The organism is Salarchaeum sp. JOR-1, assembly GCF_007833275.1.
In the GTDB taxonomy this organism is placed as follows: Archaea; Halobacteriota; Halobacteria; order Halobacteriales; family Halobacteriaceae; genus Salarchaeum.
Window position 1 is genome coordinate 879,555 of sequence record NZ_CP042241.1, and the last position, 12,626, is coordinate 892,180.

A 12,626-nucleotide genomic window follows, 5' to 3' on the forward strand; every position below is an offset into this window, starting at 1 on the left:
CGTATGGGAACCATCACGCTCTACAACCTCCCCGGCTGTCCGTACTGCGCGAAAGTCACGGACAAACTCGCCGAACTCGACCTCGACTACGAGCGAATCGACGTGCCGCGCGCCCACTCGGAGCGCACGGAAGTCGAGAACGTCAGCGGCCAGACCGGCGTCCCCGTCCTCGTCGACCCCGAGAACGGCGTCGACGGGATGCCCGAATCCGACGACATCGTCGAGTACCTCGAAAAACAGTACGCTTAGGCTTCGCTCGGTTCGCCGCGGTCTTTGAGGAGGTCGCGGAACTCCTCGGGGTCGTCCATGTCCTCGACCTCGCTGCGCTCGATGATGGCGGTGCCGTCGATGGACGTCTGCTTGGACTTATCCACGAAGTAGACGGAGCGCGTGTGGGTGATGCGGCCGACGCTCGCCATGATGCGCGCCCGCTTGACGGCGGCTTCGGTGAGGTCGCTGTTTCCGGTGAGGAGGCTGGGTTCGCGTTCGTCCTCGCTCACGGCCTTGAACGGCGCGCGCGTCGTCGGGTGCACGTCGAACCCGACGCGGGTGAGGACGGTGAGCACGGGCTGGTCGGCGGGGTCGACGTCCGGGTCCTCCGGCGTTGGGTCGGCGTCCCGCACGTCCTCCGCGCCCTCCATGACGTTCACCGGACTCGTGAGCGAATCCCCGAACAGGTCTTCGAGCTGAACGGCCACGTCGATGCTGGCGTTCATGCCGTCCTCGTACTTCGAGACGGTGCGCCGGGAGACGCCGAGCTCCTGGGCGAGCTGGCCGAGGCTCAACCCCTGTTCTTCGCGTTCGTCCGCGAGCACGTCGCCGTCGATGTTCACGTAGAGCCCGCCGGGCGCGGCGTAGATGAGCGGCGGGACGCCCTCGAGGAAGTAATCGAGCGCGGTGTCCGGGCTGATGGCAGGGACGCCGTGCCGGAAGTAGACCACGCCGTGTTCCAGTTCCTCGTCGCGGCTCCGCAGGCCGACCAAGAGCGGGGTGGCGTTCAGGTAGTGGCCGAGCCGCCGCATCTCCGCGCCCGTCGGCGCGTCGAACGCGTCGATGTTCGCTAGGATTTTGAGGAGCACGACGTCCTCGCCGCGGCGGGCGGCGACGTCGAAGCTCTTCGGTCGGATGGTGGCGCGGTCGCTCACCGAAAACCCGGCGTCCGCGAGCATCGCGGTGACGTTCTCGATGAGGGCCGACCGTGACATAGATGGAGATAAACCGTTCGGCGCATATATGCGTTGTGCCGCCGGGAGAGCGTCCGAAAGCTGTTAATTCACTGCGAGAGAACTGCGCGTGTGACTATCGTCGGCCTGGACGACACGGACTCCCGGGAGCGCGGGATGTGTACGACGTACGCCGCTCACGAGGTCGCAGAACGTCTCGAAGCAGCGGGCGACGGTGTCGAACGCGTGCTGCTCGTCCGCCTGAACCCCGCCGCCCCGCACAAGACCCGGGGGAACGCCGCGCTCGCCGTGCACACCGACGCCGACCCCGAGACGGCGTTCGACGCCGCGAGCGCGGTGGTGAGCGACGCGGCCGAGGTCGACGACCCGAACACGCAGCCGGGGGTCGTGGTCGCGCCCGACGACGGCGCGGGCGCGAGCGAGTTCGCGCGGCGGGCCGTCCGCGACCTCCTTGCCCTCGGTGACGCGATCGCGCTCGCCGACGACCTGGGCTACCGCCACGAGGGCTGGCGGGGCGGCCGCGGCCGCATCGGCGCGCTCGCCGCAGTCGGCGCGTCGACCGCCTTTTCGGACTGGACGTACGAACGCATCTCGTACCGCCAGCCCGACCGCTGGGGCACTCCCCGGGAGTTCTCTCACCAGTCCGTGTTCGCCGCGGCGGACGCGGGATACCCCGCCGTCTGGGATACCGTCGATAGGGGCGAGGGCGAAGCGGTCTGCGTGCCGCACACGCCCGGCCCCGTCCTCCACGGGATTCGCGGCGACGACCCGGACGCCGTCCGTACGGTCGCCGACGCAATCGAGTCCGAGCCCGCACACGCCGCGCGGACGTTCGTCACGAACCAGGGAACCGACGCCCACCTCCGGGACGCTCCGCTCTCGGACGTCTCGGACGGCGGCGCGTACCGCGTCGCGGGAACCGTCGCGTCCGGCCCGGAGACCCGGCGGGGCGGCCACGTCTTCCTCACGCTCGAAGCCGACGGCGACGCCCTGGCCTGCGCGGCGTTCGAGCCGACGAAGCGCTTTCGCGAGCGGGTGCGCGCGCTCCGCCCCGGCGACGGCGTGCTCGCCTGTGGCGAGGTGAGCGACGGCACGCTCAAACTCGAAAAGCTCCGCGTCGACGCGCTCGTCTCCGTGGAGCGCGTCACCCCGACGTGTCCCGAGTGCGGGAACCGAATGGAGTCCGCGGGCCGCGACCAGGGCTATCGCTGTCGGGACTGCGACACCAGCGCGCCCGGGAAGACCGAGCGACCGCTCCGCCGCGACCTCTCACCGGGCTGGTACGAGGTTCCGCCCTGTGCGCGTCGGCACGTCGCCAAGCCCCTCGTCCGCGGCGGGTTCGACGCGCCGACGCATCCCGAAGGATAGGCTGGATATTGACGAACGCCGATCTACTCCGGGACTGTTTCGACGTATATTTCTTCGGGCCGATTTCGGATGGGGTTTGTATACTTTCGATTTTAATTCCGGGACGGGATAGGTAGGTGTAAATACGGGGGGTGTGAATCTCCGGGTAGCCGATGCGCGATCTGACTGTCGCACCCACAGCGGAGGTGGCCGCATGAGCGGCGCCGACGCTCACGACGCTGCGACGTGCGCCGAGCGCGGCGAACTACCCCGCGCGAGCCAGCGGTGGCCGCGATTCGACCTCGTCTGCCGCGTGGAGTCCTACCCGGGCGGCGACGAGTGCACGGTGTCCCCCGCTGACGCCCCCGAAGAGGACGTGACGACGTGGCTCACCGCGAAAGACGACGCGTTCGTTTCGCTCGCCGACTGCCGCTAACTACGTTTTCAGTCCGCTCCCGGTGAGCGGCACCACCACGTCTTCTCCCGCAGTGATTTCGCCGCGTTCGCGGTACGCGCGGAGGCCGGCGGGCGCGACGGCGCTCGTCGGCTCGCAGTAGAAGCCTCCGTCGTGCAGGCGCTCCAGCTCCCGCTTCGTAGTGTCGGCGTCGAGCGCGATGGCGTCCCCGCCCGTCGCGTCGATGGCGTCGAGAATCTGGTCGGCGCGCGCGGGGTCGGCTATCTGGATGCCGTCCGGCACGTCGTTCTCCCCGTCGCCGTCGGCGTGCAGGCGGTTCGCGATAGGGGCGACGCCCGCCGCCTGGACGCCGTACAGTCGCGGGATCGAGTCCGTCCAGCCCGCCTCGTGGAGGCGTCGGAACCCGCGGTACGCGCCGAGGAAGAGCGTGCCGTGGCCGAGCGGGAGGACGACGGCGTCCGGCGCGCTCCTGTCGCGCTGGACGGCGAGTTCGTACGCGAACGTCTCCGTACCCGCGTAGAACGCGGGGTTCCAGGCGTGGCTCGCGTACCAGCCCTCGCCCGCCGCCACCGCCTCGACGCAGGCGTCCGTCACGTCGCTCCGGGTTCCCTCGATTCGCACGGGAGTCGCGCCCGCGGCCTCGATGGCGCGGAGCTTCGACGGTTTCGCGTCCGCCGGCACGTAGATGTCCGCGTCGATACCGGCGCGCGCGGCGTACTGCGCGACGGCCGCGCCCGCGTTCCCCGAGGAGTCCTCCAGCACGCGCTCCACGCCGAGTTCCGCCGCGCGCGACAGCAGAACGGTCGCGCCGCGATCCTTGTAACTCCCGGACGGGAAGACGAAGTCGAGCTTGAACTGGGCGTCCCACGCGGGCGCGTCAGTCAGCGGTGTGAACCCCTCGCCGAGCGACACGTCGGGGGGCGCGGGGAGGAACGACTCGAACGCCCACAGCCCCCGAGAGGCGTCCACGTCGCGAGGATCGGGGAGCGCGCGCTCCGCGAAGTCGAGCGCGTGTCCGCAGTCGCAGCGCCACGGCTCGTCGGGGCCTTCCGCGTACGTCGCGCCGCACGCGCGACACTCCAGGGTCATGCGGTGTCGACGCTCGTGCCCACGGAGCAGACGTACTCGCCGGTCGCGACCTGCGGGAGTCGCCGAGAGCGCCAGAAGACGCCGTCGCTGCGCGCCGCGACCTCGGCCTTCAGCGACCCGAACACGTCCGTCACGCGGAACAGCACGTCGCCCGCCGACACCTCGTCCCCGAGCTCGACTTCGAAGTTCACGATACCGCCCGCGGGCGCGCCGTACCGGTCGAAGCGCTTCGCGCGCGTCTGCGACTCCGGCTCCGCGTCACCCTCGACGAACCCGTAGTGTTCGAGGACGTTCCAGACGCCCCGGACGCCGTACTCGATGGACTCCTCGTCCCAGCCCACGGCGCCGCCAAGCTCGGGGTCGATGGTCGGAATGCCCTCGTCGGGCGCGGCGCGCGCGAGCTGGCCGTCCGGCCCCTTCTGGTCGAGGACGTGCCCGCAGTCGAACACCTTCGCGAGCTCGAGACACTCGTCGTGCAGTCGGTGGCGGCGCCCACACCGCACCCGCACCTCGTTCAGCATCCGACTCGTCGAGCCCTGATGGAGGTCGAGCACGAGGTCGGCGCGCTGCGCGGCCTCGAACGTCGCGTGCGCGATCCGCTCCGAGGAGGAACCGTTCGCGTCCCCGGGGTACGCGCGGTTCATCTTCGTGTCGTCGATGGGGTTGCGGTGCTCCGCGACCTGAAAGGCGTGCCAGTTCGTGATGCCGACGACGAGCACCGTCCCCGCGAGTTCCTGGGGGTCGAGCTGGGGGACGACGCGGTTCACGACGCCGACGCCGTTGAGTTCGTCGCCGTCGCTCGCCGCCTGCACGTACAGCGTCTCTCCCTCGTCGGCGCCGTTGATCACGGCGACGGGGAGTCCGATGGTGGTTCCGTCCCGCGTCTCGCCGACGTCGAGGCGGCCGAACCCGGCCTCCCCCGGCTCGGCGCTCGCGGAGCCCAGCGTGGTCATTACCTACAATCCGCCGCTGGAAGGTATTGATTGATTCGGTCCGGGGAGAACCACAGGAGAGCGCGGTAGCGCGGTCACGCGGACGCGAGCGCGTCGAGGCGTTCCGCGCCGGCGCGGGTTCCCTTCGCGAGCAGTACGTCACCCGCGCGGAGCGCCGTGTCGGGACCGGGCTGCACCACCCACTCGTCGTCGGTGTCCGGTCGCCGCACGGCGATGACGCGCATTCCCGTCTCGGTCTTCACCGCGCGCTCGCCGAGCGTCGTTCCGTCGAGCGCGCTCCCCGCGTCGACCGTCTGCCGGACGATAACCTCGTCTGACTCCTCGACTGCCTCCTGTACGACGACGTGCGTGTCCAGTCCGCGGAGGACGCCCTCGCTGATTTCGAGCGCGGCGTCGCTGATGACCTCCGTCGCGGTCGCGAGGTGCACCAGCCCCCGCAACTGGACGGGGTCGGGTACGTCCGCCGCCGCCCCCAGCGTCCACGCCTCGAAGCGCGACTTCAGCGCGTCCACCTCGGCTTCGAGTTCCACGACCTCCTCGGCTATCTCCGTCGAGTCGAACAGCACGCTCCCGTACGCGAGGTCGACGGCGAGCTCGCTCATGTTCTTCATCAACACGAGCGAATCGACGGCGCGTTCGAGGTCCGCGATGTCCGGTTCTACGGGTTCTGGCGGCTGGTACGCTCGTCCGGTCGCGGTCTCCACCACGCCGCCGATGGTCTCTCCGGGGCCGCGAAGGAGGAGTACGTCACCGGCCTCGAACGCCGTCTCCCGGTCGGGATTGAGAAGCCAGTCGCCACCCCGCCGGACGGCGATGACGCGCACGCCCGTCTCGGTTTCGAGGTTCACGTCCGCGAACGTCCGGCCCGCGTACGCGGAGTCGGGCGAGAGTTCCGCGCGCACCAGCGTCTCCACGGCCTCCGGGAGCGCCGACCGAATCGCCTCCGGCAGCCCGATGTCATCCAGCACGATTTTCGCGATGTCACCCGCGGCGTCGCTCACCTTCTCCGCCGCCCCCGTAATGCCGAGCACGGGCGCGAGCGACTCCACCTCCTCGGGGTTGCGCGCCGCCATCATCACGCTCATCCGCGCCCGCATCTGCAACACGTCCATGCGTTCTTCCAGCGCGAGCACTTCCTCGGCAACGTCGTCGCTCCCGTGGAGAACCGCCGAGTACGAGAGGTCGATGAGGAGTTCCGCGGTGTCCTTCATCTCCGCGAGGAGGTCTTTCACGCTCGCGGGCTCGTACTCGACGCGTCCGCTCATGCACTCGGATTCAGCGGCCGCGAATAAAAACCCTCGCGCGCTTCCTAATAGACAATCCTTTTGAAAGACCGCGAAGAACCCCTGGCTATGGCAGACGAACTTCACAAGGGGCTTGAAGGCGTGCTCGTCGCCGAGTCCTCGCTGAGTTACATCGACGGTGACGAGGGTAAACTCGTCTACCGTGGGTACACCATCGAGGATCTCGCCGAGAACGCGAGCTACGAGGAAGTCCTCTACCTCCTCTGGCACGGCGAACTTCCGACCCGAGCGGAACTCGACACGTTCGAGTCCGAGATGGCCGCCGAACGCGACATCGACGACGCCGTCGTCGACCTCCTCCGCGACCTCGTGGACGCGGACGAAGACCCGATGAACGCGCTCCGGACCGCCGTCAGCCAGCTTTCCGCGTACGAACCCGAGGACGACGCCGACCCCGAAGACCTCGACGCGAGCCTCCGGAAGGGCCGCCGCATCACCGCGAAAATCCCGACTATCCTCGCGGCCTACGACCGCCTCCGCCGCGGCGAAGACGTGGTCGAGCCCCGCGAGGATCTCGGGCACGCCGCGAACTTCCTCTACATGTTCACCGGCGAGGAACCCGACGACGTGGCCGCCGAGACGTTCGACATGGCGCTCACGCTCCACGCCGACCACGGCCTGAACGCCTCTACGTTCACGAGCATGGTCGTCGCCTCGACGCTCGCGGACATGTACTCCTCCGTCACCGGCGGCATCGGCGCGCTCTCCGGCAGCCTCCACGGCGGCGCGAACCAGGATGTCATGGAACTCCTCGTCGAAGTCGAGGAGTCCGGCAAGGATCCCCTCAAGTGGGTGGACGACGCTATCGCGGACGGCCTCCGCGTCCCCGGCTGGGGGCACCGCGTCTACAACGTCAAAGACCCGCGCGCCGTCATCCTCGAACGCAAATCGAAGGATCTCGGGAACGCGAGCGGCGAGAAGAAGTGGTACGACATCGCCCACGACATCGAGCAGTACCTCGTGGAGGAGAAGAACTTCGACGAGAAGGGACTCGCCCCCAACGTCGACTTCTACTCCGGCACCGTCTACTACCAGCTCGGCATCCCCCTCGACCTCTACACGCCCATCTTCGCCATGAGTCGCGTCGGCGGCTGGGTCGGCCACGTCCTCGAATACCAGGAGGACAACCGCCTCATCCGCCCGCGCGGCCGCTACATCGGCGACAAGAACAACGACTGGACGCCGATCGACGAACGGTAGGAATCGGACGACGTTCTTTTCCGATTACGCGGCGAGTCGCTGAACGATGTCGCGCAGTTCTTCTTCGAGCCCGCTGGTGTCGGTGACGGTGAGTCGTTCGTAGCGCTCGTCGGCGTCCGCGAGCTCGGCGAACGCGCTGCCTCGGCGGTCGACTTCGACGACGAGGTCGAGGCTGTCCGATTTGGGGCGGGCGGTGACTTCGACTTCGTCCACGTCGCCGGCGAAGTCGCCGCCGCGGGGGCGGAAGTCGAACTCTTGAACGAAGTGGTGGCTGAACACGCCGCGGCCGGCGGCGGTTGGTTCGGCCGCGTGGACGGAGAAGCCGAGGGCGTCGAAGGCGTCCAGCACCGCGCCGAGGCGGTCGCCGGGTTCGACGTGGAGGTGGTCGGTGTCGTCGGGGTCGAGCGCCCAGTCGATGTCGAGCCCGGTTTCCACCCAGACCTTGGTGCGGCCGAGCGTCACCGGCGTGTCGTAGGGGATGTCGATGGTCGCGTCGAACGTGCGGTCGTCGTCGGGGGTGATGGTGAACGATTCGGTGAGGCGCTGTTTCGAGACGACGCCGGTGTCGTAGCCGTCTTCGGTGTGGTAGCGGGTTTCGAGCGCGAAGTAGATGCCGTCGACGTCCTGTTCGCTGTCGCCGCCGGCGACGCGGACTTCGACGTCCACGGAGTCGCCCGCGGTGACGGTGTCGGAGGGGAAGACGGTGTCGACGGTCGCTGCGCCGATGCCGACGCGGGAGAGTACGTCCATGTCCCTCACTGGGGCGTCTCGTCGTATAAACGTTCACCGCCCCGGCGCCGGCAGACCACCCCGGTGAAACTGAACGCGTCCGGTGTACCCGCCGGACATGGAGTTGCCTGGCCGTCCGGAAGTCGTTTGGCGGTTGGCGAAAACCGCCCGCGCTCCACTTTCACTCCGCTTCCCGCGGGTTTATGATTCGCCCGGGCGTAGGCGTGAGTGGAGTCACACGCTCCCTCTCCCCTATACCGCTATTCTTACTGTAGCCCCTGCTCTCTCCCCCGTATGCTCGAACTCGCGGACGTGCTCGAAGCCGAAGACCGCGTGAGCGACGTCGCCCGCCACACGCCGCTCGACTACTCGCACACGTTCTCCGACATCACCGGCGCGGAAGTCCACCTGAAACTGGAGTGCTTCCAGCGAACCGGGTCGTTCAAGATCCGGGGGGCGGCGAACCGCATCCGCACGCTCTCCGAGGAGGAGGCGGATGCGGGCGTCGTCACCGCCAGCGCCGGCAACCACGCGCAGGGCGTCGCGCTCGCCGCCAGCCGCTCCGGCGTGGACGCGAAGGTCGTGATGCCCGAGACCGCGCCTATCTCGAAAATCAAGGCGACCCGGAGTTACGGCGCGGAGGTCGTCCTGCACGGCGTGGACTACGACGCCGCCCAGGAGCGCGCGCACGAACTCGAATCCCAGGAGGGCCGGACGTACGTCCACGCGTTCGACGACGAGCGCGTGATGGCGGGCCAGGGAACCATCGGCCTCGAAATCCTCGACCACCTCCCCGAGGTCGAGACGGTCGTCGTCCCCATCGGCGGCGGCGGCCTCATCTCCGGCATCGCCACCGCCATCAAGGCCCGCAGCCCCGACACGCGGGTCGTCGGCGTGCAGGCCGACGGCGCGTCGACCGTCGCGCAGTCCCTCCGGAAGGGAAGCCCGGAAGCCATCGACTCCGTGGACACCATCGCGGACGGCATCGCCGTGCGGCGGGTCGGCGAGCAGACGTTCCCCGTCATCCGCGAGCGCGTGGACGACGTGGTCACCGTCACTGACGACGAGATCGCGAGCGCGCTCACGATGCTCCTCGAACGCGGGAAGACGCTGGTCGAGGGTGCGGGCGCGGTGCCGCTCGCCGCGCTCCTCGAAGGCAAGTTCGTCTACGAGAAGGACGAGGTCATCGTCCCCGCGCTCTGCGGCGGGAACATCGACCTCAACCTCCTCACCACCGTCATCACGCGCGGACTGGTCGCGTCCGGCCGCTACATCAAGATTCGCACCGTCCTCAAGGACCGGCCCGGCGCGCTCGACGACCTCATCGAGGTGCTCAGCGACGCCCGCGCGAACATCTACGCCATCCAGCACGACCGCACCAACCGCGACATCGCGATGAACGCCGCCGAAGTCGAACTCGACCTCGAAACCCGCGGCGAAGACCACGTCGAGGAACTCCTCGACAGCCTCCGCGAACGCGGCTACGACGTCGAAGTCCTCGTCTGAGCTATCGCGTAATCCCGTACGTCACGGTGAGGAATTTCCCGCCGAGCAGCCACATCTCGTGGGTCGCCACCACCGGCCCGTCGCCGGGTGCGTCCGGCGCGTTCGTGGCGTCCGCCGGCCACACCGTGAACGTCTGCTCCATCGGCAGCCAGAACCCCGTTCCACCGCGCACCCAGTAGAGCCCGGGGTCGCCGGGCGCGCGCGTCGTCAACCGCAAGCCGTCACCCCGCGCGCTGTCCGTCGCGACCGATTCGAGGTGGAGTACCGTCGAGAGGTTCCCGCCCGGGAGGGGGGCGGCGATGTTCACGAAGCGCTCGTTTCGCGCGTCGTGGTGGGCGTAGAGCGCGACGAACACTGCCTCGCCGGTGTCAGGGTCGGTGCGTATCCACGCTCGCGCGCCGGGCCGCGGGTCGGCGTCGGGGTCGATGGGGACGAACCGGCTCTCCAGGGTTCGCGTCCCGGCGTCCCCGGGTGCGGGGAGGTTCAGTTGCTGGATGTGGGTCGTGAGGGGGGCGGCGAGTCGCGCGCCGGTGCGGAACGGCCGGTGCCAGCGCGCGCGGTAGGTCATTTCGAAGTCGCTCGTCGTCTCGTAGAACGCGCGGATGTCGGGGGCGACGCGGTCGGTGTCGAAGTCCGGGCGCGCGAACGCGTCGAAGTCGTCCATCTCGCCTGCGGGTGTCGCCGCGTTGTCGTCCACGAGACCCGCGCGCTCTGGAAATCCGGAGCCGATGCGACTGCCGCCGTCCACGGGGCTGAACGGGATCCCGCGCGCCCGCGAGCGGGACTCGGCGACGCCCGCCAGCCCGACGAGTCCTGCGAGAGCACCGCCCGTTCTCCACTTGTTCATACTCTCAGTTTGCGGTGGTTCGGCATCAGGTCGGCGGCTAGTCGCGGGGAGTTAAGTCCTCCCGTGGCGTCCCTTCGGGTATGAAGCGAACGATCTCCACCGGTGACGCACCCGAGGCCGTCGGCGCGTACAGTCAGGCGACGACGGACGGCGACCTCGTGTTCACCGCCGGCCAGATTCCGATGACGCCGGACGGCGACCTGCTCGACGACGAACCCATCGCCACCCAGACCCGGCAGAGCCTCGAAAACGTGAAAGCCATCCTCGAAGAGGAAGGCCTCACCACCCAGGACGTGCTCAAGACGACGGTGTTCCTCGCTGACATCGACGACTTCGACGAGATGAACGAGACGTACGAGGAGTACTTCCAGGACAACCCGCCCGCGCGGAGCGCCGTGCAGGCGGGCGCGCTTCCGAAGGGTGTCGGCGTCGAGATCGAAGCCATCGCCACCCGCGACTAGATGAACCGCGCCGCCGCCGTCTGGGGGCTCGTCGGCGCGCTCGCGTTCCTCGTTCTCGCGCAGGCGTATCGCCTCGCCACCGGCGACGGCCCCGGCCTCCCCGTCCTGCTCGGCGTCGCCCTCGCGGTCTTCCTCGCCACCGCGCTCACCGTCCCCGCCGTCGCCGCCCGAATGAGAAGGGTTTAAACGCCGGAGTCGGCTACGAAGTGGTGTAAGCCGGGATGGCCGAATGGCAAAGCGCACGCCTGGAAAGCGTGTCCCCTTACGGGGTTCTGGGTTCAAATCCCAGTCCCGGCGCTTCTCTCTGACTCGCACCGCGGAGCAACGATTCCGTGTGTTTTCTCGTTACACCACGCCTGCGCCGTACGCGATGGCGGCGATGCCGGCGATGGTGGCGATAGCTGCACCGGCGTACGCGTACGTGTAGCGGCCGAAGGTTTCGACGAGTTCGCTTTCGGGTTTGTCGGAGACGATGAAGGTCTCGCCGTCGACGGGTTCGATGACGACGTCGTCGGGTTTGAGGGGGTGGGTGGCGGTGTCGGTGGCGCGGGCGTGCCCGAGGACGTAGACGTCGTCGCCGGGGGAGAGCGTGGCTTCGTAGTAGCGGCGTTCGCCGTGGGCGTTCCCGATGTCGATGACGTTCGTGACTGAGTCAGATTGCGTGGCGACGCCGGTTTCGCCGCGCACGAACGCCGCGATGCGTTCGGGGGGTTCGGCGTCCGGCGGGACGGTGGTTTCGGCGGAGAAGCCGTCGATGGCGGCGGTGACGCCGTCGACGGTGACGCCGGTGGAGAGGAAGCGGTCCACGTCGACGGCGCTCACTTGAATGTCGTCGATGCCGGTTCCGGAGGACACGTCGTCAACGTGGGTGCCGACGTCGATGGTGACGCTGTCGGTGCCGTCGTCGAGCGTGAACGGTGTGGCGTAGACGCCTTCGGCGCGCGTCTCCCACATCTCGGTGTCGCCGCGTTCGTCCCACTCCTCGACTTCCCACGCGGAGACCACGGCGGGGTCGCCGCGGATGGGGGAGTCGAACGCGTTCTCGGTTCGGACCGTGCCTTTCAGTTCGACGCGTCCTTCCTCGCGGATGTCTCTCACGTCGGTGGTTTCGGTTCCTTCGACGAGCGCGCTCCGGCGGTGCTGGCGGCGGCCGTAGACGCCGGCGAACGCCGCAATCAGGAGGAGGACGACGCCGACGACGATGGGAAGGGCGGACATGCGTGGCTGGTTCTCCTCCGCGTTTCGACGTAAAACCAGGGGAGTGCTCAGATGTCCGTGTGGACGCGGACTTCCTCGCCGGTGACGGTGTCCACGGCGTCGCCGCTCACGGTGTAGTCGTCCTCGCCTTTCTCCGTCCAGCCGAAGGCGGCGAGCACTGACTCACCGAGTCCGGGTTCGGGGTCGACCCAGGCGGTGTTGTCCTCGACTGCGGTGACGATGCCGAGCTGTTCGCCTTCGATGTCCACGAGGAACTTGCCCTCGTCATCCGGCGTGAGTGTCGCCATATTTGGGGGTTCTCGGAGCGGCGTGAAAGGCGTGGTGGGCGGATCACGTGCCCCCGGATCGGACTGTACTGTGTGAACACACGACA

At 68.6% G+C, this 12,626-nt stretch carries 15 protein-coding genes and 1 tRNA gene; 8 read left to right on the top strand and 8 right to left on the bottom strand.

Going from position 1 to position 12,626, the window contains the following annotated elements; all coding sequences use genetic code 11:
• The first annotated feature begins 3 nt into the window (after positions 1-3).
• On the top strand, positions 4-249 hold the full coding sequence (locus FQU85_RS05605) for a glutathione S-transferase N-terminal domain-containing protein (protein WP_145845424.1): 246 nt from the start codon (positions 4-6) through the stop codon (positions 247-249).
• Here FQU85_RS05605 and FQU85_RS05610 read toward each other — a convergent pair.
• Entirely contained in the window at positions 246-1,205 is a 960-nt protein-coding gene (locus FQU85_RS05610; protein WP_145845426.1) for a transcriptional regulator, read from the bottom strand. The genes FQU85_RS05605 and FQU85_RS05610 overlap by 4 nt on opposite strands.
• Before the next feature lie 90 nt (positions 1,206-1,295).
• Here FQU85_RS05610 and FQU85_RS05615 point away from each other — a divergent pair, with 90 nt between their 5' ends.
• Together FQU85_RS05615 and FQU85_RS05620 are read left to right on the top strand one after the other, a co-directional pair.
• Positions 1,296-2,552, top strand: a complete 1,257-nt coding sequence (locus FQU85_RS05615) for a tRNA(Ile)(2)-agmatinylcytidine synthase (protein WP_145845429.1) — start codon at positions 1,296-1,298, stop codon at positions 2,550-2,552.
• Between the two features lie 193 nt (positions 2,553-2,745).
• Positions 2,746-2,967: a hypothetical protein gene (locus tag FQU85_RS05620; protein WP_145845432.1), complete on the top strand. Its 222-nt coding sequence runs from the start codon at positions 2,746-2,748 to the stop codon at positions 2,965-2,967.
• On the opposite strand, the gene FQU85_RS05625 is transcribed toward FQU85_RS05620, so the two are convergent.
• From FQU85_RS05625 to FQU85_RS05635, 3 genes are all read right to left on the bottom strand, one after another.
• Positions 2,968-4,035 (bottom strand): pyridoxal-phosphate dependent enzyme, encoded by a 1,068-nt coding sequence (locus FQU85_RS05625; protein WP_145845437.1) that lies wholly within the window; start codon positions 4,033-4,035, stop codon positions 2,968-2,970.
• Positions 4,032-4,988, bottom strand: a complete 957-nt coding sequence (locus FQU85_RS05630) for a succinylglutamate desuccinylase/aspartoacylase family protein (RefSeq protein ID WP_145845440.1) — start codon at positions 4,986-4,988, stop codon at positions 4,032-4,034. Before FQU85_RS05630 ends, FQU85_RS05625 begins: the two co-directional genes overlap by 4 nt.
• A 74-nt stretch (positions 4,989-5,062) precedes the next feature.
• Positions 5,063-6,253 carry a potassium channel family protein gene (locus tag FQU85_RS05635; RefSeq protein WP_145845442.1) on the bottom strand — a complete coding sequence of 397 codons (1,191 nt, stop codon included), beginning with the start codon at positions 6,251-6,253 and terminating at the stop codon, positions 5,063-5,065.
• Positions 6,254-6,340: 87 nt separating this feature from the next.
• Between FQU85_RS05635 and citZ the strand changes: the two genes are divergently transcribed.
• Positions 6,341-7,492, top strand: a complete 1,152-nt coding sequence (gene citZ, locus FQU85_RS05640) for a citrate synthase (RefSeq protein ID WP_145845446.1) — start codon at positions 6,341-6,343, stop codon at positions 7,490-7,492.
• 24 nt (positions 7,493-7,516) lie between these two features.
• On the opposite strand, the gene FQU85_RS05645 is transcribed toward citZ, so the two are convergent.
• A complete protein-coding gene (locus FQU85_RS05645) occupies positions 7,517-8,242 on the bottom strand; it encodes a sporulation protein (protein ID WP_145845449.1) in 726 nt (241 codons plus the stop codon).
• Between the two features lie 273 nt (positions 8,243-8,515).
• Here FQU85_RS05645 and ilvA point away from each other — a divergent pair, with 273 nt between their 5' ends.
• Positions 8,516-9,727 (top strand): threonine ammonia-lyase, encoded by a 1,212-nt coding sequence (gene ilvA, locus FQU85_RS05650; RefSeq protein ID WP_145845452.1) that lies wholly within the window; start codon positions 8,516-8,518, stop codon positions 9,725-9,727.
• Position 9,728: 1 nt separating this feature from the next.
• Here ilvA and FQU85_RS05655 read toward each other — a convergent pair whose 3' ends face one another.
• A complete protein-coding gene (locus FQU85_RS05655; RefSeq protein WP_145845454.1) occupies positions 9,729-10,574 on the bottom strand; it encodes a hypothetical protein in 846 nt (281 codons plus the stop codon).
• Between the two features lie 80 nt (positions 10,575-10,654).
• On the opposite strand from FQU85_RS05655, the gene FQU85_RS05660 reads away from it, so the two are divergent.
• The 3 genes from FQU85_RS05660 to FQU85_RS05670 all read left to right on the top strand — a co-directional run bounded on the left by FQU85_RS05660 (position 10,655) and on the right by FQU85_RS05670 (position 11,332).
• Entirely contained in the window at positions 10,655-11,035 is a 381-nt protein-coding gene (locus FQU85_RS05660; RefSeq protein WP_145845456.1) for a Rid family detoxifying hydrolase, read from the top strand.
• On the top strand, positions 11,036-11,221 hold the full coding sequence (locus FQU85_RS05665; RefSeq protein WP_145845458.1) for a hypothetical protein: 186 nt from the start codon (positions 11,036-11,038) through the stop codon (positions 11,219-11,221).
• 29 nt (positions 11,222-11,250) lie between these two features.
• Positions 11,251-11,332 (top strand) — tRNA-Ser (locus FQU85_RS05670).
• Positions 11,333-11,380: 48 nt separating this feature from the next.
• On the opposite strand, the gene FQU85_RS05675 is transcribed toward FQU85_RS05670, so the two are convergent.
• Both FQU85_RS05675 and FQU85_RS05680 read right to left on the bottom strand, forming a co-directional pair.
• Positions 11,381-12,253, bottom strand: coding sequence for a transmembrane domain-containing protein (locus FQU85_RS05675; protein ID WP_145845461.1), 873 nt, complete (start codon positions 12,251-12,253; stop codon positions 11,381-11,383).
• 47 nt (positions 12,254-12,300) lie between these two features.
• Positions 12,301-12,540 (bottom strand): hypothetical protein, encoded by a 240-nt coding sequence (locus FQU85_RS05680; RefSeq protein WP_145845463.1) that lies wholly within the window; start codon positions 12,538-12,540, stop codon positions 12,301-12,303.
• Positions 12,541-12,626: the final 86 nt, after the last annotated feature.

Bases quoted from the DNA above. Each gene is read 5' to 3' on its own strand.
- FQU85_RS05635 (WP_145845442.1), bottom strand. From the start codon at position 6,253: ATGAGCGGACGCGTCGAGTACGAGCCCGCGAGCGTGAAAGACCTCCTC.
- citZ (WP_145845446.1), top strand. From the start codon at position 6,341: ATGGCAGACGAACTTCACAAGGGGCTTGAAGGCGTGCTCGTCGCCGAG.
- FQU85_RS05620 (WP_145845432.1), top strand. From the start codon at position 2,746: ATGAGCGGCGCCGACGCTCACGACGCTGCGACGTGCGCCGAGCGCGGC.
- FQU85_RS05655 (WP_145845454.1), bottom strand. From the start codon at position 10,574: ATGAACAAGTGGAGAACGGGCGGTGCTCTCGCAGGACTCGTCGGGCTG.
- FQU85_RS05610 (WP_145845426.1), bottom strand. From the start codon at position 1,205: ATGTCACGGTCGGCCCTCATCGAGAACGTCACCGCGATGCTCGCGGAC.
- FQU85_RS05665 (WP_145845458.1), top strand. From the start codon at position 11,036: ATGAACCGCGCCGCCGCCGTCTGGGGGCTCGTCGGCGCGCTCGCGTTC.
- FQU85_RS05660 (WP_145845456.1), top strand. From the start codon at position 10,655: ATGAAGCGAACGATCTCCACCGGTGACGCACCCGAGGCCGTCGGCGCG.
- FQU85_RS05675 (WP_145845461.1), bottom strand. From the start codon at position 12,253: ATGTCCGCCCTTCCCATCGTCGTCGGCGTCGTCCTCCTCCTGATTGCG.
- FQU85_RS05625 (WP_145845437.1), bottom strand. From the start codon at position 4,035: ATGACCCTGGAGTGTCGCGCGTGCGGCGCGACGTACGCGGAAGGCCCC.
- FQU85_RS05680 (WP_145845463.1), bottom strand. From the start codon at position 12,540: ATGGCGACACTCACGCCGGATGACGAGGGCAAGTTCCTCGTGGACATC.
- FQU85_RS05645 (WP_145845449.1), bottom strand. From the start codon at position 8,242: ATGGACGTACTCTCCCGCGTCGGCATCGGCGCAGCGACCGTCGACACC.
- FQU85_RS05605 (WP_145845424.1), top strand. From the start codon at position 4: ATGGGAACCATCACGCTCTACAACCTCCCCGGCTGTCCGTACTGCGCG.
- ilvA (WP_145845452.1), top strand. From the start codon at position 8,516: ATGCTCGAACTCGCGGACGTGCTCGAAGCCGAAGACCGCGTGAGCGAC.
- FQU85_RS05630 (WP_145845440.1), bottom strand. From the start codon at position 4,988: ATGACCACGCTGGGCTCCGCGAGCGCCGAGCCGGGGGAGGCCGGGTTC.